Here is a 20,797-nt window from a genome sequence, read left to right on the forward strand (position 1 = left end):
CACCGAAAGCTGTCACATACCCAATTTGCTGAAGCGAGGCCCAGGCCGCGACTCAGTACCCGAATTTCTTGACGACCATAGAGCATTGGAACCACCTGATCCCATCCCGAACTCAGTAGTGAAACGATGCATCGCCGATGGTAGTGTGGGGTTTCCCCATGTGAGAGTAGGTCATCGTCAAGATTAAATTCCAGAACCCCTGATTGCTAACGCAGTCAGGGGTTTTGTTTTGGGCGGTCGGAAAGTGCGCTGAGTGTGGCCTCCAGCGCTAAAGTCCAGCCTTTCTATGCAATGACCCTGCGCATGGCTATCATGCGTGCCTCATTGTAAGGCGATGCTTGCATGCTGACGTTGTTGAAACTTCTGAAAGATGGCCGATTCCATTCCGGAGAAGCACTGGGTGCCGCCCTCGGCGTCAGTCGCAGTGCTGTATGGAAGCAGCTGCAGCACCTGGAAGCAGAGTTGAATCTGCCAATTCATAAGGTGCGAGGCAAGGGGTATCAGCTGGCATCCCCATTGGTGTTCTTGAGTGCTGAAGAGATTTCGCGGAGTGCGCCATCGCTGAGATGGCCCGTTCATATCTCCGACTCCATTGACTCCACTAATGCTGAAGCTTTGCGGCTGGTAGACGCTGGATGCGCGGCGCCGTTCCTGGTGCTCGCGGAGCAGCAAACTGCGGGAAGAGGTAGGAGAGGGCGAAAGTGGGTCAGTCCGTTCGCGCAAAACGTTTATTACAGCCTCGTATTGCGTATTGAGGCGGGTCTGCGCCAACTGGAGGGACTAAGCCTGGTTGTGGGTTTGGCGGTCGTGCAGGCCTTGCGCGAGTCTGGTGTTCAGGGCCTGGCCTTGAAGTGGCCGAACGATGTTTTGGTAGGGCAGAAGAAAATTGCTGGAATTTTGCTGGAATTGGTAGGTGATCCCGCGGATATCTGCCACGTGGTCCTGGGAATAGGTATCAACGTGAATATGCAGAGGGCTGACGAGGTCGATCAACAATGGACCTCAGTGCAGCTTGAGACGGGGGTTCAGGTGGATCGCAACCTTCTGGTGTCGCAACTGGGGCGGCAGCTGCAAGGCTACCTTGAGCGGCATCGGGAAGGCGGTTTTGTCGCGCTTCAGGGAGAGTGGGAGCAAAATCACGCTTGGCAGGGCCGGCCGGTCTCCCTTATCGCGGGTGTCCACCAGGTCGATGGGGTTGTGCTGGGTGTAGATCGCCAAGGGGCATTGCGCTTGAGTGTTGATGGCGTTGAGAAAGTATACAGTGGTGGTGAGTTAAGCCTGAGGTTGCGTGATGATTCTTGAGCTCGACTGTGGGAATAGCTTTATCAAATGGCGTGTACTTGCTGATAGCCCCAGTGCCTCGTCGGAGGGGGTGGTTGGTTCGGACCTGGCTTTGATTGAAAGCCTGTTGGCCCTTCCTGGATTGTTGCTGACGCGCTGTCGCTTGGTGAGCGTTCGTGCGCTGGAAGAAACAAGCAAGTTGGTCGCGGCTCTGCATGAGGCGTTCGGTATTACTGTTTCGTGCGCTGCTCCCGCGCGTGAAATGGGCGGAGTGCGCAACGGTTACGAAGATTTCGAGCGTCTCGGCCTTGACCGCTGGTTGGCGATGCTAGGTGGATTCAAGCTCGCGCGAGGCGCTTGCTTGGTGCTTGATTTTGGTACGGCAGCCACAGCGGATTTCATTGCGGCCGATGGCGAGCACCTGGGCGGTTTCATTTGCCCGGGTATGCCTCTCATGCGCAATCAACTGCGCACTCACACGCGTAAAATACGCTACGACGACGCAGCTGCTGAAAGGGCGCTTGAGCGCCTCTCCCCTGGCCGTACGACCGTCGAGGCAGTGGAGCGCGGCTGCACACTGATGCTGAGAGGGTTTGTACTCACTCAGTTAGAGTTGGCGCGAAGCTACTGGGGCGATGACTTCATCGTGTTCCTGACTGGGGGGGACGCTGATTTAGTGGCTGATGCAGTGCCGCAGGCGCGGCTCGTGCCCGATCTGGTGTTTGTCGGTTTGGCGATGGCTTGTCCTTTGTCCTGAGGTGGTTATGCGTTGGTTGTTTTTGCTTTTACTTGTCCTCAACGCCTTCTATTACATTTGGCATCAGCAAGAAGCGCCGCTGCGCGCCAAGGATGTCACGCCTCTAAGCCTGTACAGGGGAGCGCAGCAGGATATTCGGCTTCTCAGCGAATCTTCTGATGCCGTGGTGCGCAGAGATCGCGTAAAAGCATCTGAAGCGCAAAATACTTGCTTGTACATCGGTGGTTTTGCGGATCAGCGTCAAGCACAGTCTGTTGAGCAGCGGCTCACAAGTCTGGATATAAAGGTCAAGCTTCTATTGCTCAATACTACGGACGCCTCCGGCTATTGGCTTCGAGTAGCCCCTGAAAGCCGACGCCTGGCTGACGATCTGCCCTTTGAAAACCTTGCTAAGGAATTCAATGAGTTAAAACATAAAATAATGTTGTGCGAAGGCGTTGCAACTCTCGAATAGTTTGCATAGAATGGCGCCCGCTTCGCAGTGAAGACCTTCTAGGCCTGCAGTGTGAAGCGAAGGTCAATGCAGCTAACCTCATATTTTTAAATGAGAAAATGCTTGACAGAAGGTCGGCGTAATGTAAAATGCCGGCTCGCTTAGGAGGGGTTCCCGAGCGGCCAAAGGGATCAGACTGTAAATCTGACGTCTACGACTTCGAAGGTTCGAATCCTTCCCCCTCCACCATTTTTAGCGTGAGCTGCAAGCTCCGCGGGTATAGTTTAGTGGTAGAACCTCAGCCTTCCAAGCTGATGATGCGGGTTCGATTCCCGCTACCCGCTCCAAGTTTGCAGGTTGTGCAGGTGTTTTGCTCTTGTAGCTCAGTTGGTAGAGCACACCCTTGGTAAGGGTGAGGTCAGCGGTTCAAATCCGCTCAAGAGCTCCATATAACAAGGCAGATATGAAAATATCTGCCTTTGTTTTAACAGCTGCCTCGGCTTGAGGGTGTTGAGTCTGGCGTTATTGCCAGGTGATTTCAAGTCTAGTGGGGTTGGTTGTTGTAAAGTCTTTTTCGGGCCTGCATAATGGTCGGCCTGATTTTGTTTTAGGTCAGTAGCTCAATTGGCAGAGCGACGGTCTCCAAAACCGTAGGTTGGGGGTTCGATTCCCTCCTGACCTGCCAGATTCACGTGGTGTGTCTGGCTTTCTTTTCACAGGATCTTCATAGATGACTCCTAAGGCTGAAGCTCAAAGCTCTCGTTTCGATCTGGTCAAGTGGCTCGCTGTAGTCGCCTTGGTGGTCGTAGGCGTTGTTGGCAATCAGTACTACTCTGCTTCGCCGATCCTGTACCGCGTGCTCGCATTGCTTGCCCTAGCTGCTGTGGCTGCCTTTGTGGGCCTGCAGACCGCCAAAGGCAAATCTTTCGCGATCCTGGTAAAGGAAGCTCGCACCGAAATTCGTAAAGTCGTTTGGCCGACTCGCCAAGAAACCACGCAGACCACGTTGATCGTTGTGGCTGTTGTTCTGGTTATGGCGTTGCTGTTGTGGGGTCTTGATTCCCTGCTCGGCTGGCTTGTTTCCTTGATTGTTGGCTAAGGGTGTCCCGTGGCTAAGCGTTGGTACGTTGTTCATGCTTACTCGGGTTACGAGAAGCATGTTATGCGCTCTTTGCTGGAGCGCGTAAAGCTGGCAGGCATGGAAGATGGCTTCGGCGAAATTCTGGTTCCCACTGAAGAAGTGGTTGAAATGCGGAATGGTCAGAAGCGCAAAAGCGAACGCAAGTTCTTCCCTGGCTATGTGCTGGTTCAGATGGACATGAATGAAGGTACTTGGCACTTGGTCAAGGACACTCCTCGTGTCATGGGTTTCATTGGCGGTACCGCTGATAAGCCTGCTCCTATCACCGACAAAGAGGCAGAAGCGATTCTGCGCCGCGTTGCTGATGGTAGCGACAAGCCTAAGCCGAAGACGCTTTTCGAGCCGGGTGAGGTTGTTCGTGTCACAGATGGTCCGTTTGCTGATTTCAACGGTACTGTCGAAGAAGTTAACTACGAAAAGAGCCGGATCCAAGTGGCAGTGCTCATTTTCGGTCGCTCTACTCCGGTAGAGCTGGAGTTCAGCCAGGTCGAGAAGGTCTAGCTGAGCAAGCATCCCAACCCCGCAGCCTTAGGCTGTGGGGTTTTGTCGTCACTGGGATAAACGCGCAAGTAACCGGGGAGCCTTTCGAGGCGTTTGAACCCGTAATTGGAGTGCCTCATGGCCAAGAAGATTACCGCTTACATCAAGCTGCAAGTGAAGGCCGCTCAGGCCAACCCTAGCCCACCCGTCGGTCCAGCTCTGGGTCAGCACGGCGTGAACATCATGGAATTCTGCAAGGCCTTCAACGCCCGTACTCAGGGTCTTGAGCCAGGTCTGCCGACTCCAGTGATCATCACTGTATACAGCGACCGCAGCTTCACTTTCGAAACCAAGTCGACTCCGGCTTCGGTTCTGTTGAAGAAAGCTGCTGGTCTGACTAGCGGTTCCGCTCGTCCTAACACCGTTAAGGTTGGCACCGTAACTCGTGCTCAGCTGGAAGAAATCGCGAAAACCAAAAACGCGGATCTGACTGCAGCTGATATGGATGCAGCCGTGCGTACCATCGCCGGTTCTGCTCGTAGCATGGGCCTTAACGTGGAGGGTGTGTAATGGCTAAGCTGACCAAGCGCCAAAAGGCTATCGCCGGCAAAATCGAAGCAGGCAAGGCCTACAATTTTGTAGACGCCGCTGCCCTGCTGACCGAGCTGTCGACTGTCAAGTTCAGCGAGTCTGTTGACGTTGCTGTAAACCTGGGTGTTGACCCACGTAAATCCGACCAGGTCGTTCGTAGCGCTACTGTGCTGCCACACGGTACTGGCAAGACTGTACGTGTAGCTGTCTTCACCCAAGGCCCAGCAGCTGAAGCTGCTCTGGCCGCTGGCGCTGACCGCGTTGGCATGGACGACCTGGCCGCCGAAATGAAAGGCGGCGACCTGAACTACGACGTAGTTATTGCATCCCCGGATGCAATGCGCGTTGTAGGTCAGTTGGGTCAGATCCTGGGTCCACGTGGCCTGATGCCTAACCCGAAAGTCGGTACCGTAACGCCAGATGTAGCCACCGCGGTTAAAAACGCCAAGGCTGGTCAGGTTCGTTATCGCACCGACAAAAACGGCATCATTCACACCTCCGTTGGCAAAGTCGGCTTCGATGCCGTCAAGCTGAAGGAAAACGTTGAAGCCCTGATCGCTGATCTGAAGCGTATCAAGCCAGCTTCTTCGAAAGGTATCTACGTCAAGCGCGTTACCCTGAGCACTACTATGGGCCCAGGTCTGGTCATCGACCAAGGCTCACTGGACGTATAAGACACAGATTGGTGCGAGCGATCGCGCCAATTGAAAAAAATTGGGGTCCCTGCCTGGCGGGGGCTATCCAAGACCGTAGGCGACGCAAGTCTTAAACCACAAGCCTACGCAGATGGTGCTCCCGGTTCCTTACCGAATCAGACACCAAAACGACATCCGGCTCCGGCCAGATGAAACGGTAACAAGCAGGAGTTAAACCCGTGGCAATTAATCTCGAAGACAAGAAGGCCATCGTCGCTGAAGTCAACGAGGCTGCCAAAGCTGCTCTGTCCGCTGTCGTGGCTGATGCCCGTGGTGTGACAGTAGGCGCTATGACCGGACTCCGTAAAGAGGCTCGTGAAGCTGGCGTATACGTACGTGTTGTACGTAACACCCTGCTCAAGCGCGCTGTTGCTGACACTGAATACAGTGTCCTCAACGACGTGTTCACCGGCCCGACTCTGATCGCGTTCTCCAAGGAACATCCAGGCGCTGCTGCCCGTTTGTTCAAGGAATTCGCCAAGAGTCAGGATAAGTTCGAGATCAAGGCAGCTGCGTTCGAGGGCAAGTTCCTCGCAGCTAACCAAATCGACGTACTGGCAACACTGCCGACCCGCGACGAAGCCATTTCGCAGCTGATGAGCGTGATTCAAGGCGCTACCAGCAAGCTGGCTCGTACTCTGGCCGCAGTTCGCGAGCAAAAAGAAGCTGCCGCAGCCTAAGGCTGAGCGACTTCTCTCGCGTATTTTTGTTTATTTCGATGGCCGAGTAGGCCGTCCCCCAATTCAGGAAATACAGCAATGTCTATCTCCCAAGACGATATCCTCAACGCCGTAGCTGAAATGTCGGTTCTGCAGGTTGTTGAGCTGATCAAAGCTTTCGAAGAAAAATTCGGCGTTTCCGCTGCCGCTGCTTCCGCTGGCCCAGCTGTTGCTGCTGTTGCTGCTGAAGAGCAAACCGAATTCAACGTCATGCTGGTAGAAGCTGGCGAGAAGAAAGTAAACGTGATCAAGGCAGTACGTGAACTGACCGGTCTGGGCCTGAAAGAAGCCAAGGCTGTAGTTGACGGCGCTCCTGCCCAGGTTCTGGAAGCAGTGTCGAAAGACGCCGCTGACAAAGCTAAAGCAGTGCTGGAAGAAGCAGGCGCTAAAGTCGAGCTGAAGTAAGCATCGACCTTGCGTCTCCAGCCCAAGCGTTAAGCTGAAGGCTGATGGCTGGTGGCTCTTGCCACCGGCCTTTTTCCGTTCTTGGCTGTCGACTCGGTCGCCGCCACTAACGCGCTGTAACCACCCGATGCGGTGGTGCAAACCATGGGGTTTGCAAGATTTTCTGGCTGCTCCCGTCGGAGGGGCCAAACAAGCAGGTGACCAAGCTGGGGAACGCTGATGGCTTACTCATATACTGAGAAAAAACGTATCCGCAAGGACTTTAGCAAGTTGCCGGACGTCATGGATGTCCCGTACCTTCTGGCTATCCAGCTGGATTCGTATCGTGAATTCTTGCAGGCGGGAGCGACCAAAGATCAGTTCCGCGACGTGGGCCTGCATGCGGCCTTCAAATCCGTTTTCCCGATCATCAGCTACTCCGGCAATGCTGCGCTGGAGTACGTCGGTTATCGCCTGGGCGAACCGGCATTTGATGTCAAAGAATGCGTGTTGCGCGGTGTTACGTACGCCGTACCTTTGCGGGTAAAAGTCCGTCTGATCATTTTCGACAAAGAATCGTCGAACAAAGCGATCAAGGACATCAAAGAGCAAGAAGTCTACATGGGCGAAATCCCATTGATGACTGAGAACGGTACCTTCGTAATCAATGGTACCGAGCGCGTTATCGTTTCCCAGCTGCACCGTTCTCCGGGCGTGTTCTTCGACCACGACCGCGGCAAGACGCACAGCTCCGGCAAGCTCCTGTACTCCGCGCGGATCATTCCGTACCGTGGTTCGTGGTTGGACTTCGAGTTCGACCCGAAAGACTGCGTGTTCGTGCGTATCGACCGTCGTCGCAAGCTGCCGGCCTCGGTACTGCTGCGCGCGCTCGGCTACACCACTGAGCAAGTGCTGGACGCTTTCTATACCACCAACGTGTTCAGCCTGAAGGATGAAACCCTCAAGCTGGAGCTGATCGCTTCGCGTCTGCGTGGTGAAATTGCCGTCCTGGACATCCAGGATGAAAAAGGCAAGGTCATTGTTGAAGCTGGCCGCCGTATCACTGCGCGCCACATCAACCAGATCGAAAAAGCCGGTATCAAAGAGCTGGAAGTGCCTCTGGACTACGTCCTGGGTCGTACTACCGCCAAGGTCATCGTTCACCCGGCTACAGGCGAAATCCTGGCTGAGTGCAACACCGAGCTGAACACCGAGATCCTGGCCAAAATCGCCAAGGCTCAGGTCGTTCGCATCGAGACCCTGTACACCAACGACATCGACTGCGGTCCGTTCATCTCCGACACGCTGAAGATCGACTCCACCAGCAACCAATTGGAAGCGCTGGTCGAGATCTATCGCATGATGCGTCCGGGCGAGCCACCAACCAAAGACGCTGCCGAAACCCTGTTCAACAACCTGTTCTTCAGCCCTGAGCGCTATGACCTGTCTGCGGTCGGCCGGATGAAGTTCAACCGTCGTATCGGTCGTACCGAGATCGAAGGTTCGGGCGTGCTGTGCAAGGAAGACATCGTCGCGGTACTGAAGACCCTGGTCGACATCCGTAACGGCAAAGGCATCGTCGATGACATCGACCACCTGGGTAACCGTCGTGTTCGCTGTGTAGGCGAAATGGCCGAGAACCAGTTCCGCGTTGGCCTGGTACGTGTTGAACGTGCGGTCAAAGAGCGTCTGTCGATGGCTGAAAGCGAAGGCCTGATGCCGCAAGACCTGATCAACGCCAAGCCAGTAGCTGCGGCGGTGAAAGAGTTCTTCGGTTCCAGCCAGCTGTCCCAGTTCATGGACCAGAACAACCCGCTCTCCGAGATCACCCACAAGCGCCGTGTCTCCGCACTGGGCCCGGGCGGTCTGACCCGTGAGCGTGCCGGCTTTGAAGTGCGTGACGTACACCCGACGCACTACGGCCGTGTTTGCCCGATCGAAACGCCGGAAGGTCCGAACATCGGTCTGATCAACTCCCTGGCCGCTTATGCGCGCACCAACCAATACGGCTTCCTCGAGAGCCCGTACCGTGTGGTGAAAGACGCTTTGGTCACCGACGAGATCGTTTTCCTGTCCGCCATCGAAGAAGCTGATCACGTGATCGCCCAGGCTTCGGCCACGATGAATGACAAGAAAGTCCTGGTCGACGAGCTGGTAGCTGTTCGTCACTTGAACGAGTTCACCGTCAAGGCGCCGGAAGACGTCACCTTGATGGACGTTTCGCCGAAGCAGGTAGTTTCGGTAGCAGCGTCGCTGATCCCGTTCCTGGAGCACGATGACGCCAACCGTGCGTTGATGGGTTCCAACATGCAGCGTCAAGCTGTACCGACCCTGCGCGCTGACAAGCCGCTGGTAGGTACCGGCATGGAGCGTAACGTAGCCCGTGACTCCGGCGTTTGCGTCGTGGCTCGCCGTGGCGGCGTAATCGACTCCGTTGATGCCAGCCGTATCGTGGTTCGTGTTGCCGATGACGAAGTTGAAACTGGCGAAGCCGGTGTCGACATCTACAACCTGACCAAATACACCCGCTCGAACCAGAACACCTGCATCAACCAGCGTCCGCTGGTGAGCAAGGGTGATCGCGTTCAGCGTAGCGACATCATGGCCGACGGCCCGTCCACCGACATGGGTGAACTGGCGCTTGGTCAGAACATGCGCATCGCGTTCATGGCATGGAACGGCTTCAACTTCGAAGACTCCATCTGCCTGTCCGAGCGTGTTGTTCAAGAAGACCGTTTCACCACGATCCACATTCAGGAACTGACCTGTGTGGCCCGTGACACCAAGCTTGGCCCAGAGGAAATCACTGCAGACATCCCGAACGTGGGTGAAGCTGCACTGAACAAGCTGGACGAAGCCGGTATCGTCTACGTAGGTGCTGAAGTAGGCGCAGGTGACATCCTGGTCGGTAAGGTCACTCCGAAAGGCGAGACCCAGCTGACTCCGGAAGAGAAGCTGCTGCGTGCCATCTTCGGTGAAAAAGCCAGCGACGTTAAAGACACCTCCCTGCGCGTACCTACCGGTACCAAAGGTACTGTCATCGACGTACAGGTCTTCACCCGTGACGGCGTCGAGCGTGATGCTCGTGCACTGTCCATCGAGAAGACCCAGCTCGACGAGATCCGCAAGGATCTGAACGAAGAGTTCCGTATCGTTGAAGGCGCGACTTTCGAACGTCTGCGTTCCGCCCTGGTAGGCCATAAGGCTGAAGGCGGCGCAGGTCTGAAGAAGGGGCAGGACATCACCGACGAAATCCTCGACGGTCTTGAGCACGGCCAGTGGTTCAAACTGCGTATGGCTGAAGATGCTCTGAACGAGCAGCTCGAGAAGGCCCAGGCCTACATCGTTGATCGCCGCCGTCTGCTGGACGACAAGTTCGAAGACAAGAAGCGCAAACTGCAGCAGGGCGATGACCTGGCTCCAGGCGTGCTGAAGATCGTCAAGGTTTACCTGGCAATCCGTCGCCGCATCCAGCCGGGCGACAAGATGGCCGGTCGTCACGGTAACAAAGGTGTGGTCTCCGTGATCATGCCGGTTGAAGACATGCCGCACGATGCCAATGGCACCCCGGTCGACGTCGTCCTCAACCCGTTGGGCGTACCTTCGCGTATGAACGTTGGTCAGATCCTTGAAACCCACCTGGGCCTCGCGGCCAAAGGGCTGGGCGAGAAGATCAACCGTATGATCGAGGAGCAGCGCAAGGTCGCCGACCTGCGTAAGTTCCTGCACGAGATCTACAACGAGATCGGCGGTCGCAACGAAGAGCTGGACACCTTCTCTGACCAGGAAATCCTGGATCTGGCGAAGAACCTGCGCGGCGGTGTTCCAATGGCTACCCCGGTGTTCGACGGTGCCAAGGAAAGCGAAATCAAGGCCATGCTCAAACTGGCGGATCTGCCAGAAAGCGGCCAGATGCAGCTGTTCGACGGCCGTACCGGCAACAAGTTCGAGCGTCCGGTTACTGTTGGCTACATGTACATGCTGAAGCTGAACCACTTGGTAGACGACAAGATGCACGCTCGTTCTACCGGTTCGTACAGCCTGGTTACCCAGCAGCCGCTGGGTGGTAAGGCTCAGTTCGGTGGTCAGCGTTTCGGGGAGATGGAGGTCTGGGCACTGGAAGCATACGGTGCTGCTTACACTCTGCAAGAAATGCTCACAGTGAAGTCGGACGATGTGAACGGTCGGACCAAGATGTACAAAAACATCGTGGACGGCGATCACCGTATGGAGCCGGGCATGCCCGAGTCCTTCAACGTGTTGATCAAAGAAATTCGTTCCCTCGGCATCGATATCGATCTGGAAACCGAATAACACGTGACGCGAATCGAGAGCGGGGCAGTGATGCCCGCTCTCTGCTCCGCCAGGAGGAAAGGCCTTGAAAGACCTACTGAATTTGCTGAAAAACCAGGGTCAAGTCGAAGAGTTCGACGCCATCCGTATTGGGTTGGCATCGCCTGAGATGATCCGTTCGTGGTCGTTCGGTGAAGTTAAAAAGCCGGAAACCATCAACTACCGTACGTTCAAACCTGAGCGTGACGGCCTGTTCTGCGCCAAGATCTTTGGCCCGGTAAAGGATTACGAGTGCCTGTGCGGTAAGTACAAGCGCTTGAAGCACCGTGGTGTGATCTGCGAGAAGTGCGGCGTTGAAGTTGCACTGGCCAAGGTTCGTCGTGAGCGCATGGCGCACATCGAACTGGCTTCGCCGGTTGCCCACATCTGGTTCCTGAAATCGCTGCCGTCCCGTATCGGCTTGCTGATGGACATGACCCTGCGTGATATCGAGCGCGTTCTCTACTTCGAGAGCTATGTCGTTATCGATCCAGGCATGACCACCCTTGAAAAAGGTCAGTTGCTGAACGACGAGCAGTACTTCGAGGCGCTGGAAGAATTCGGTGACGATTTCGATGCTCGCATGGGTGCCGAAGCTGTCCGCGAACTGCTGCACGCTATCGACCTGGAGCACGAGATTGGCCGTCTGCGTGAAGAAATTCCGCAAACCAACTCCGAAACCAAGATCAAGAAGCTGTCCAAGCGTCTGAAGTTGATGGAAGCCTTTCAGGGTTCCGGCAACTTGCCAGAGTGGATGGTGCTGACCGTTCTGCCGGTTCTGCCGCCTGACCTGCGTCCACTGGTACCGTTGGATGGTGGTCGTTTCGCGACTTCCGACCTCAACGACCTGTACCGTCGCGTGATCAACCGTAACAACCGCTTGAAGCGCCTGCTTGATCTGTCCGCTCCGGACATCATCGTGCGCAACGAAAAGCGTATGTTGCAAGAAGCTGTCGATGCCTTGCTCGACAACGGTCGCCGTGGCCGCGCTATCACCGGTTCCAACAAGCGTCCTCTGAAATCCCTGGCTGACATGATCAAGGGTAAGCAAGGTCGTTTCCGTCAGAACCTGCTCGGTAAGCGTGTTGACTACTCTGGTCGTTCGGTAATTACCGTAGGCCCGACCCTGCGTCTGCACCAGTGCGGTCTGCCTAAGAAGATGGCACTTGAGCTGTTCAAGCCATTCATCTTCGGCAAGCTGGAAATGCGCGGTCTCGCGACCACCATCAAAGCGGCCAAGAAAATGGTCGAGCGCGAACTGCCAGAGGTTTGGGACGTTCTCGCTGAGGTGATCCGCGAACACCCGGTTCTCCTCAACCGTGCACCGACCCTTCACCGTCTGGGTATCCAGGCGTTTGAACCGGTACTGATCGAAGGTAAGGCTATCCAGCTGCACCCGTTGGTCTGTGCTGCGTACAACGCCGACTTCGACGGCGACCAAATGGCCGTGCACGTACCGCTGACACTGGAAGCCCAGTTGGAAGCGCGTGCATTGATGATGTCGACCAACAACATTCTGTCGCCAGCCAACGGTGAGCCAATCATCGTTCCGTCGCAGGACGTTGTATTGGGTCTGTACTACATGACGCGTGAAGCGATCAACGCCAAGGGCGAAGGTCGTGTGTTCGCTGACCTGCAAGAAGTTGACCGTGTGTTCCGTGCCGGCGAAGCCGCATTGCACGCCAAGGTCAAAGTGCGGATCAACGAAACCGTCAACGACCGTGACGGCGGCAGCGTGACCAACACTCGTATCGTCGACACCACTGTCGGCCGTGCGCTGTTGTATCAAGTTGTGCCAAAAGGTCTGTCGTACGACGTCGTCAACCTGCCGATGAAGAAAAAGGCGATCTCCAAGTTGATCAACCAGTGCTACCGCGTGGTTGGTTTGAAAGAGACCGTGATCTTCGCTGACCAGTTGATGTATACCGGTTTTGCTTACTCGACCATTTCCGGCGTTTCCATCGGCGTTAACGACTTTGTTATCCCGGATGAAAAAGCCCGCATCATCGGCGCTGCCACCGAAGAAGTGAAAGAAATCGAAAGCCAGTACGCCTCCGGCCTGGTAACCCAGGGTGAGAAGTACAACAAGGTAATCGACCTTTGGTCCAAGGCGAACGATGAAGTTTCCAAGGCGATGATGGCCAACCTCTCGAAAGAGAAAGTCATCGACCGTCATGGCGACGAAGTTGACCAAGAGTCCTTCAACTCGATGTACATGATGGCCGACTCGGGCGCACGGGGTTCTGCTGCGCAGATCCGTCAGCTCGCCGGTATGCGTGGCCTGATGGCCAAGCCGGACGGTTCCATCATCGAAACGCCGATTACTGCGAACTTCCGTGAAGGTTTGAGCGTACTTCAGTACTTCATCTCGACTCACGGTGCTCGTAAGGGGCTTGCGGATACCGCGTTGAAAACCGCTAACTCCGGTTACCTGACTCGCCGTCTGGTAGACGTTGCACAAGATCTGGTTGTAACCGAGATCGATTGCGGTACCGAGCACGGCCTGCTGATGACGCCGCACATTGAAGGCGGTGACGTTGTAGAGCCGTTGGGTGAGCGCGTATTGGGTCGTGTTATTGCCCGTGACGTGTTCAAGCCAGGCACCGAGGAAGTTATCGTTCCTGCCGGCACCCTGGTAGACGAGAAGTGGGTCGAGTTCATCGAACTCAACAGCATCGACGAAGTGATCGTTCGCTCGCCGATCAGCTGCGAAACCCGCTACGGCATCTGCGCCAAGTGCTACGGCCGTGACTTGGCTCGTGGTCACCAGGTGAACATCGGTGAAGCGGTCGGCGTTATCGCTGCCCAGTCCATCGGTGAGCCGGGTACCCAGCTGACGATGCGTACGTTCCACATCGGTGGTGCGGCAAGCCGGACCTCCGCAGCCGACAGCGTTCAGGTGAAGAATGGCGGTACTGTCCGCCTGCACAACCTGAAGCACGTAGAGCGAGTGGATGGTCACCTGGTTGCCGTGTCCCGTTCCGGTGAGCTGGCAATCGCTGATGACTACGGTCGTGAGCGTGAGCGTTACAAGCTGCCGTACGGTGCTGTGATTTCGGTTAAAGAAGGTGACAAGGTCGACGCTGGCGCAATCGTGGCCAAGTGGGACCCGCACACTCACCCAATCGTTACCGAAATGAAAGGTACCGTGACCTACGTGGGCATGGAAGAAGGCATCACGATCAAGCGTCAGACTGACGAATTGACCGGTATGACCAACATTGAAGTACTCGACGCGAAAGATCGTCCAGCTGCCGGTAAAGACATCCGTCCTGCCGTGAAGATGGTCGATGACAACGGCAAGGACTTGTTGCTCCCAGGCACTGACGTAATCGCTCAGTACTTCCTGCCAGCCAACGCCCTGGTCGGTGTAGCGGATGGTGCGAAGATCGCGATCGGTGATGTTATCGCGCGTATCCCGCAAGAAACTTCGAAAACCCGTGACATCACCGGTGGTCTGCCGCGTGTTGCCGACTTGTTCGAAGCTCGTCGTCCGAAAGAAGCGTCGATTCTGGCTGAAGTCAGCGGCACCATCGCGTTCGGTAAAGAGACCAAGGGCAAGCGCCGTCTGGTCATTACTCCGAACGACGGTAGTGATCCGTATGAAGAGCTGATTCCGAAGTGGCGTCACCTGAACGTGTTCGAAGGCGAACAGGTAAACCGCGGCGAAGTTATCTCCGACGGCCCGAGCGATCCACACGACATCCTGCGTCTGCTGGGTGTGAGTGCGCTGGCCAAGTACATCGTTAACGAGATCCAGGACGTTTACCGCCTGCAAGGCGTGAAGATCAACGATAAGCACATCGAGACCATCCTGCGTCAGATGCTGCGTAAAGTTGAAATCGCTGAATCCGGCGATTCCAGTTTCATCAAGGGCGACCAGATGGAACTGACTCACGTGCTGGTGGAAAACGAGCGCTTGGCGACCGAAGACAAATTCGTGTCCAAGTTCACTCGCGTGCTACTGGGTATCACCAAGGCGTCGTTGTCGACTGAATCGTTCATCTCGGCGGCCTCCTTCCAGGAGACCACTCGCGTACTGACCGAAGCAGCGGTAACCGGCAAGCGCGATTACCTGCGCGGTCTGAAAGAAAACGTGGTTGTGGGTCGTCTGATCCCGGCCGGTACCGGTTTGGCTTACCACAGCGAGCGTAAACGCCGCCGTGATGCTGACAAGCCGTTGCGCGTAAGCGCCAGTGAAGTGGAAGCTGCACTGACCGAAGCGCTGAACTCCAGCGGTAACTGAGTTCTGCGATAAATAAGTCCGGGCCCTGGTAGCCCCCATTCGTCGGATCGAGGCAGTTTTGTCCCGGTTCGATGAGAGGGGATGTCGGGGCCTTGCCTTGACTGGGGGCAAGATCCTCTTTAGACTCTTGTACCCCTAAATTTGGCGGGAATTCGTTCCTGCCATTTTGCTTTTCTTGCAAGACAATAGCGTCGCAAGACAACAGTGGAGCTAGTAGATGGCAACTATCAACCAGCTGGTACGTCAGCCGCGTAAGCGTATCGTCGAGAAATCCGACGTGCCTGCGCTGCAGAACTGCCCGCAACGTCGTGGCGTATGCACTCGCGTGTATACCACCACGCCGAAAAAACCTAACTCGGCACTGCGTAAAGTATGCCGTGTGCGCCTGACCAACGGTTTCGAGGTTTCCTCGTACATCGGTGGTGAAGGTCACAACCTGCAAGAGCACAGCGTGGTACTGATCCGCGGCGGTCGTGTAAAAGACTTGCCAGGTGTTCGTTATCACACCGTTCGCGGCTCCTTGGATACTTCCGGCGTTAAAGGTCGTAACCAGGGTCGTTCGAAGTACGGTACCAAGAAGCCTAAGTAGTAGCGGCTTTTTGTAACACTGAATCATCTTATTTTCTGAGTCGATAAGAGTAAGGTCGGAGGCGTCCCGAAAGGGCACCGATTCCGAGCGAACCTGAAGACCGTTTGAGGGCTTATCCATGCCAAGAAGACGCGTAGCAGCCAAGCGCGAAGTGCTTGACGATCCAAAATACGGAAGCCAAATTCTGGCCAAGTTCATGAACCACGTGATGGAGAGCGGCAAGAAAGCCGTTGCCGAGCGTATCGTTTATGGCGCGCTGGAAAAGGTTAAAGAACGCAAGAACAGCGACCCCCTGGAAATCTTCGAGAAAGCTCTCGACGCCATCGCTCCGCTGGTCGAAGTGAAGTCGCGCCGTGTAGGCGGTGCTACTTACCAGGTTCCGGTTGAAGTTCGTCCGTCCCGTCGTAACGCTCTGGCAATGCGCTGGTTGGTAGACTTCGCCCGTAAGCGCGGCGAGAAGTCTATGGCTCTGCGTTTGGCCGGCGAGCTGTTGGACGCTGCTGAAGGTAAAGGTGCTGCTGTTAAGAAGCGTGAAGACGTGCACCGTATGGCTGAAGCTAACAAAGCTTTCTCGCACTACCGCTTCTAATCTTAGCTTCACTAATTTTGCGAGGGCTTTATGGCTCGTACTACTCCGATTAGCCGCTACCGTAACATCGGTATCGTTGCTCACGTGGATGCTGGTAAAACCACCACCACCGAGCGCGTACTGTTTTACACCGGCAAAAGTCACAAAATGGGCGAGGTGCATGACGGCGCCGCGACCACAGACTGGATGGTTCAGGAGCAGGAGCGTGGTATTACCATTACTTCTGCTGCTATTACCGCCTTCTGGAAAGGTTCCGAGAAGCAGTACAAAGACGAGCATCGCTTCAACGTAATCGATACCCCAGGCCACGTAGACTTCACCATTGAAGTTGAGCGTTCCCTGCGTGTACTCGACGGTGCTGTCGTTGTGTTCTGCGGTACTTCGGGTGTTGAGCCTCAGTCGGAAACCGTATGGCGTCAAGCCAACAAATACGGCGTTCCACGTCTTGTTTACGTAAACAAGATGGACCGTGCTGGAGCCAACTTCCTTCGCGTGATCGGTCAGATCAAACAGCGTCTGGGTCACACCCCGGTGCCAATCCAGTTGGCTATCGGTTCCGAAGACAACTTCCAGGGTCAGATCGATCTGATCAATATGGAAGCGGTTTACTGGAATGACTCCGACAAAGGCATGGTGCCTGTTCGCAAGCCTATCCCTGCAGAACTGCAGGAACTGGCTGACGAGTGGCGCAACAACATGGTTGAGGCTGCGGCCGAAGCCAGCGAAGAGCTGATGAACAAGTACCTCGAGGGTGAAGAGCTCACCAACGTGGAAATCAAGGCTGCTCTGCGTCAGCGTACTATCGCTGGTGAGATCGTCCTGGCTGTTTGTGGTTCTTCCTTCAAGAACAAGGGTGTTCCCCTGGTTCTCGACGCCGTTATCGACTACCTGCCGGCTCCAACCGACATTCCTGCTATCAAGGGTACTAACCCTGATAACGAGGAAGAAGAAATGGAGCGTCACGCCGATGACAGCGAGCCGTTCTCGGCTCTGGCGTTCAAGATCGCAACCGACCCATTCGTGGGTACTTTGACCTTCGTCCGCGTTTACTCGGGCGTGTTGGCCTCCGGCGACGGCGTGATCAACTCGGTTAAAGGCAAGAAAGAGCGCGTGGGTCGTATGGTGCAAATGCACGCAAACGCCCGTGAAGAGATCAAGGAAGTACGCGCTGGTGACATCGCGGCCCTGATCGGCATGAAGGACGTCACCACGGGCGAGACTTTGTGCGACGCTGCCAAGCCAATCATCCTGGTTCGCATGGACTTCCCGGAGCCGGTTATTTCGGTTGCCGTAGAGCCTAAGACCAAGGATGACCAGGAAAAAATGGGTATCGCTCTGGGCAAGCTTGCTCAGGAAGATCCATCTTTCCGCGTCAAGACTGATGAAGAGACTGGTCAAACGATCATCTCCGGCATGGGCGAGCTGCACCTGGACATCCTGGTTGACCGGATGCGCCGTGAGTTCAACGTCGAAGCCAACATCGGTAAGCCTCAGGTTTCCTATCGTGAGCGCATCACGAAGAACTGTGAAATCGAAGGCAAGTTCGTTCGTCAGTCCGGCGGTCGTGGTCAGTTCGGTCACTGCTGGATCCGTTTTGCTCCTGCTGACGAAGGTCAGGAAGGTCTGCAATTCGTGAACGAAGTGGTAGGTGGTGTGGTTCCTAAGGAATACATCCCTGCTATCCAGAAGGGTATCGAAGAGCAGATGAAGAACGGTGTTGTTGCCGGCTATCCGCTGATCGGCCTGAAAGCAACCGTTTTTGACGGTTCTTACCACGACGTCGACTCCAACGAGATGGCGTTTAAGGTGGCTGCTTCCATGGCAACCAAGCAACTGGCCCAGAAGGGCGGTGGTGAGTTGCTTGAGCCAATCATGGCGGTAGAAGTTGTTACACCTGAAGACTATATGGGTGATGTCATGGGCGACCTTAACCGTCGTCGCGGCATGATCTTGGGTATGGAAGACACGGTTTCCGGCAAAGTGATTCGCGCCGAGGTTCCGTTGGGTGAGATGTTCGGTTACGCGACCGACGTTCGCTCCATGTCCCAGGGTCGCGCAAGCTACTCTATGGAATTCAAAAAATACAACACAGCTCCGGCGCACATCGCTGAAACTGTATCCAAAAAACAAGGCTGATTCAGTCCTTTAGGCAAGGAGTTAATTGTCGTGGCTAAAGAAAAATTTGATCGTTCCCTACCGCACGTAAACGTTGGCACCATCGGCCACGTTGACCACGGTAAAACCACTCTGACCGCTGCTCTGACTCGCGTCTGCTCCGAAGTTTTCGGTTCGGCTCGTGTTGACTTCGACAAGATCGACAGCGCACCAGAAGAAAAAGCTCGTGGTATCACCATCAACACCGCTCACGTTGAGTACAACTCGACTATTCGTCACTACGCTCACGTTGACTGCCCAGGTCACGCTGACTACGTGAAGAACATGATCACTGGTGCTGCCCAGATGGACGGCGCGATCCTGGTTTGCTCGGCCGCTGATGGTCCGATGCCACAAACCCGTGAACACATCCTGCTGTCCCGTCAGGTAGGCGTTCCGTACATCGTGGTTTTCCTGAACAAGGCTGACCTGGTAGACGACGCTGAGCTGCTGGAACTGGTTGAGATGGAAGTGCGCGATCTGCTGAGCACTTACGACTTCCCAGGTGACGACACTCCGATCATCATCGGTTCTGCTCGTATGGCTCTGGAAGGCAAAGACGACAACGAAATGGGCACCACTGCCGTTCGTAAACTGGTTGAGACTCTGGACAGCTACATCCCAGAACCAGTTCGTCTGACCGACAAGCCGTTCCTGATGCCAATCGAAGACGTATTCTCGATCTCCGGTCGCGGTACTGTTGTGACTGGTCGTATCGAGCGCGGTATCGTTCGCGTTCAAGATCCACTGGAAATCGTTGGTCTGCGTGACACTACCGTCACCACCTGCACCGGTGTTGAAATGTTCCGTAAGCTGCTCGACGAAGGTCGTGCTGGCGAGAACTGCGGCGTTCTGCTGCGTGGTACCAAGCGTGACGACGTTGAGCGTGGCCAGGTTCTGGTTAAACCAGGTTCGGTTAAGCCTCACACCAAGTTCACCGCAGAAGTTTACGTTCTGAGCAAGGAAGAAGGCGGTCGTCACACTCCGTTCTTCAAAGGCTACCGTCCACAGTTCTACTTCCGTACTACTGACGTGACCGGTAACTGCGAACTGCCAGAAGGCGTTGAAATGGTAATGCCAGGCGATAACATTCAAATGACTGTTACCCTGATCAAAACCATCGCAATGGAAGACGGTCTGCGCTTCGCTATCCGTGAAGGCGGCCGTACCGTTGGTGCTGGCGTTGTAGCTAAAATCATCGAGTAATTATCTCTTCTGAGATAGCTCGGTTTTTTTGAGAAGGCCCCCGCTTAGCGGGGGCCTTTTTTATTGGGTTGACACCCATCGGGGGCGTCTATAGAATTGCGCCTCCTTTTAACGGGCGCATTGCGCCCGGTGGGAATAGCAGCCGGAGTCTGAAATCCAATGCAAAATCAGCAAATCCGTATCAGGTTGAAGGCTTTTGACCATCGCCTGATCGACCAATCCACCCAGGAAATCGTGGAAACCGCGAAACGTACTGGTGCTCAAGTGCGTGGTCCAATTCCACTGCCTACCCGTAAAGAGCGGTTCACCGTTCTGGTCTCCCCGCACGTCAACAAAGACGCGCGTGACCAGTACGAGATCCGTACTCATAAGCGCGTACTGGACATCGTCCAGCCAACGGATAAAACCGTTGATGCACTTATGAAGCTCGATCTGGCGGCCGGTGTGGAAGTACAGATCAGCCTCGGCTAAGACTCGGGTCTTAGTCGTGTAACGCTCTGAAATGGGCGGCCATAGCGGGTGAAAGCCCCGTACACTCATGAGGTTTACAACATGACTATTGGTGTAGTCGGTCGTAAATGCGGTATGACCCGTATTTTCACCGAAGAAGGTGTCTCCATTCCGGTCACGGTCATTGAGATCGAGCCGAATCGCGTCACCCAGTTCAAAACTGAAGAAACCGATGGCTATCGTGCAGTGCAAGTCACTGTCGGCGAGCGTCGTGCTTCGCGTGTGACTGCTGCTCAAGCGGGCCACTTCGCTAAAGCAAACGTTGCAGCTGGTCGCACCGTTATGGAGTTCCGTCTTGAAGGCGGCGACTACCAGGCTGGCGATCTGATCAACGCTGAAATCTTCGCTGCTGGTCAACTGGTTGATGTAACCGGTCAGTCCAAAGGTAAAGGCTTCCAGGGTACGATCAAGCGTTGGAATTTCCGTGGACAAGACAACACTCACGGTAACTCCGTTTCCCACCGCGTCCCGGGCTCTATTGGCCAGTGCCAGACTCCTGGTCGTGTATTCAAGGGCAAAAAAATGTCCGGTCATATGGGCGCTGAGCGCGTGACCGTGCAGTCCCTCGAAGTAGTGCGCGTCGACGCTGAACGCAATCTGTTGTTGGTCAAGGGTGCTGTTCCTGGCGCTACTGGCGGCAACCTGGTTGTACGTCCAGCGGCCAAGGCTCGCGGTTAAGGGGAAGCTGAC

17 protein-coding genes, 4 tRNA genes and 1 rRNA gene are annotated in these 20,797 nt (G+C 55.3%); all 22 read left to right on the forward strand.

Annotation, left to right across the window (positions count from 1 at the left end; genetic code table 11):
• Positions 1–67 precede the first annotated feature (67 nt).
• The 22 genes from rrf (at position 68) to rplC (ending at position 20,785) form a co-directional block, all read left to right on the forward strand.
• A 5S ribosomal RNA gene (gene rrf, locus BMX59_RS21340) occupies positions 68–183 on the forward strand.
• Positions 184–342: 159 nt separating this feature from the next.
• Positions 343–1,302 (forward strand): bifunctional biotin--[acetyl-CoA-carboxylase] ligase/biotin operon repressor BirA, encoded by a 960-nt coding sequence (birA, locus tag BMX59_RS21345; RefSeq protein ID WP_093125520.1) that lies wholly within the window; start codon positions 343–345, stop codon positions 1,300–1,302.
• Positions 1,292–2,038, forward strand: coding sequence for a pantothenate kinase (locus tag BMX59_RS21350; protein ID WP_092250506.1), 747 nt, complete (start codon positions 1,292–1,294; stop codon positions 2,036–2,038). The genes birA and BMX59_RS21350 overlap by 11 nt, the downstream gene beginning before the upstream one ends.
• A gap of 7 nt (positions 2,039–2,045) precedes the next feature.
• Complete coding sequence (locus BMX59_RS21355) at positions 2,046–2,492, forward strand: hypothetical protein (protein WP_092250509.1); 447 nt, start codon at positions 2,046–2,048, stop codon at positions 2,490–2,492.
• Between the two features lie 143 nt (positions 2,493–2,635).
• Positions 2,636–2,720 (forward strand) — tRNA-Tyr (locus BMX59_RS21360).
• 24 nt (positions 2,721–2,744) lie between these two features.
• A tRNA-Gly gene (locus BMX59_RS21365) sits at positions 2,745–2,818 on the forward strand.
• Positions 2,819–2,843: 25 nt separating this feature from the next.
• Positions 2,844–2,919, forward strand: a tRNA-Thr gene (locus BMX59_RS21370).
• A 161-nt stretch (positions 2,920–3,080) separates the two neighbouring features.
• Positions 3,081–3,156 (forward strand) — tRNA-Trp (locus tag BMX59_RS21375).
• Positions 3,157–3,201: 45 nt separating this feature from the next.
• Positions 3,202–3,570: a preprotein translocase subunit SecE gene (gene secE / locus BMX59_RS21380; protein ID WP_071489830.1), complete on the forward strand. Its 369-nt coding sequence runs from the start codon at positions 3,202–3,204 to the stop codon at positions 3,568–3,570.
• A 9-nt stretch (positions 3,571–3,579) separates the two neighbouring features.
• Positions 3,580–4,113 (forward strand): transcription termination/antitermination protein NusG, encoded by a 534-nt coding sequence (gene nusG, locus BMX59_RS21385; RefSeq protein ID WP_003176436.1) that lies wholly within the window; start codon positions 3,580–3,582, stop codon positions 4,111–4,113.
• A 117-nt stretch (positions 4,114–4,230) separates the two neighbouring features.
• Positions 4,231–4,662 (forward strand): 50S ribosomal protein L11, encoded by a 432-nt coding sequence (gene rplK, locus BMX59_RS21390; protein ID WP_003176435.1) that lies wholly within the window; start codon positions 4,231–4,233, stop codon positions 4,660–4,662.
• Entirely contained in the window at positions 4,662–5,357 is a 696-nt protein-coding gene (gene rplA, locus BMX59_RS21395) for a 50S ribosomal protein L1 (protein WP_003232403.1), read from the forward strand. Before rplK ends, rplA begins: the two co-directional genes overlap by 1 nt.
• A gap of 200 nt (positions 5,358–5,557) precedes the next feature.
• The gene (rplJ, locus tag BMX59_RS21400; RefSeq protein WP_016969477.1) at positions 5,558–6,058 is read left to right on the forward strand and encodes a 50S ribosomal protein L10; all 501 of its coding nucleotides are present in this window, start codon (positions 5,558–5,560) and stop codon (positions 6,056–6,058) included.
• Between the two features lie 78 nt (positions 6,059–6,136).
• Positions 6,137–6,502, forward strand: coding sequence for a 50S ribosomal protein L7/L12 (rplL, locus tag BMX59_RS21405; protein ID WP_071489831.1), 366 nt, complete (start codon positions 6,137–6,139; stop codon positions 6,500–6,502).
• Between the two features lie 219 nt (positions 6,503–6,721).
• A complete protein-coding gene (gene rpoB, locus BMX59_RS21410; RefSeq protein WP_010206926.1) occupies positions 6,722–10,795 on the forward strand; it encodes a DNA-directed RNA polymerase subunit beta in 4,074 nt (1,357 codons plus the stop codon).
• Positions 10,796–10,859: 64 nt separating this feature from the next.
• Positions 10,860–15,059 (forward strand): DNA-directed RNA polymerase subunit beta', encoded by a 4,200-nt coding sequence (gene rpoC, locus BMX59_RS21415; protein ID WP_071489832.1) that lies wholly within the window; start codon positions 10,860–10,862, stop codon positions 15,057–15,059.
• 217 nt (positions 15,060–15,276) lie between these two features.
• On the forward strand, positions 15,277–15,648 hold the full coding sequence (rpsL, locus tag BMX59_RS21420) for a 30S ribosomal protein S12 (protein ID WP_002555494.1): 372 nt from the start codon (positions 15,277–15,279) through the stop codon (positions 15,646–15,648).
• A 118-nt stretch (positions 15,649–15,766) separates the two neighbouring features.
• Entirely contained in the window at positions 15,767–16,237 is a 471-nt protein-coding gene (gene rpsG / locus BMX59_RS21425) for a 30S ribosomal protein S7 (protein ID WP_002555493.1), read from the forward strand.
• Between the two features lie 30 nt (positions 16,238–16,267).
• Positions 16,268–18,373, forward strand: coding sequence for an elongation factor G (gene fusA, locus BMX59_RS21430; protein ID WP_010206921.1), 2,106 nt, complete (start codon positions 16,268–16,270; stop codon positions 18,371–18,373).
• Between the two features lie 30 nt (positions 18,374–18,403).
• The gene (gene tuf, locus BMX59_RS21435; RefSeq protein ID WP_010206920.1) at positions 18,404–19,597 is read left to right on the forward strand and encodes an elongation factor Tu; all 1,194 of its coding nucleotides are present in this window, start codon (positions 18,404–18,406) and stop codon (positions 19,595–19,597) included.
• A 159-nt stretch (positions 19,598–19,756) separates the two neighbouring features.
• Positions 19,757–20,068: a 30S ribosomal protein S10 gene (gene rpsJ, locus BMX59_RS21440; protein ID WP_003186070.1), complete on the forward strand. Its 312-nt coding sequence runs from the start codon at positions 19,757–19,759 to the stop codon at positions 20,066–20,068.
• A gap of 81 nt (positions 20,069–20,149) precedes the next feature.
• Complete coding sequence (gene rplC, locus BMX59_RS21445) at positions 20,150–20,785, forward strand: 50S ribosomal protein L3 (RefSeq protein ID WP_057010372.1); 636 nt, start codon at positions 20,150–20,152, stop codon at positions 20,783–20,785.
• Positions 20,786–20,797 lie beyond the last annotated feature (12 nt).

Source organism: Pseudomonas sp. NFR09, from assembly GCF_900111535.1.
Classification (GTDB): Bacteria; Pseudomonadota; Gammaproteobacteria; order Pseudomonadales; family Pseudomonadaceae; genus Aquipseudomonas; species Aquipseudomonas extremorientalis.

Excerpts from the sequence above, each read along its gene's own strand:
- rpoB (WP_010206926.1), top strand. The coding sequence starts at position 6,722 with ATGGCTTACTCATATACTGAGAAAAAACGTATCCGCAAGGACTTTAGC.
- rplA (WP_003232403.1), top strand. The coding sequence starts at position 4,662 with ATGGCTAAGCTGACCAAGCGCCAAAAGGCTATCGCCGGCAAAATCGAA.
- rpsG (WP_002555493.1), top strand. The coding sequence starts at position 15,767 with ATGCCAAGAAGACGCGTAGCAGCCAAGCGCGAAGTGCTTGACGATCCA.
- rplK (WP_003176435.1), top strand. The coding sequence starts at position 4,231 with ATGGCCAAGAAGATTACCGCTTACATCAAGCTGCAAGTGAAGGCCGCT.
- BMX59_RS21350 (WP_092250506.1), top strand. The coding sequence starts at position 1,292 with ATGATTCTTGAGCTCGACTGTGGGAATAGCTTTATCAAATGGCGTGTA.
- secE (WP_071489830.1), top strand. The coding sequence starts at position 3,202 with ATGACTCCTAAGGCTGAAGCTCAAAGCTCTCGTTTCGATCTGGTCAAG.
- birA (WP_093125520.1), top strand. The coding sequence starts at position 343 with ATGCTGACGTTGTTGAAACTTCTGAAAGATGGCCGATTCCATTCCGGA.
- rpsJ (WP_003186070.1), top strand. The coding sequence starts at position 19,757 with ATGCAAAATCAGCAAATCCGTATCAGGTTGAAGGCTTTTGACCATCGC.
- fusA (WP_010206921.1), top strand. The coding sequence starts at position 16,268 with ATGGCTCGTACTACTCCGATTAGCCGCTACCGTAACATCGGTATCGTT.
- BMX59_RS21355 (WP_092250509.1), top strand. The coding sequence starts at position 2,046 with ATGCGTTGGTTGTTTTTGCTTTTACTTGTCCTCAACGCCTTCTATTAC.
- rplL (WP_071489831.1), top strand. The coding sequence starts at position 6,137 with ATGTCTATCTCCCAAGACGATATCCTCAACGCCGTAGCTGAAATGTCG.
- rpsL (WP_002555494.1), top strand. The coding sequence starts at position 15,277 with ATGGCAACTATCAACCAGCTGGTACGTCAGCCGCGTAAGCGTATCGTC.
- rplC (WP_057010372.1), top strand. The coding sequence starts at position 20,150 with ATGACTATTGGTGTAGTCGGTCGTAAATGCGGTATGACCCGTATTTTC.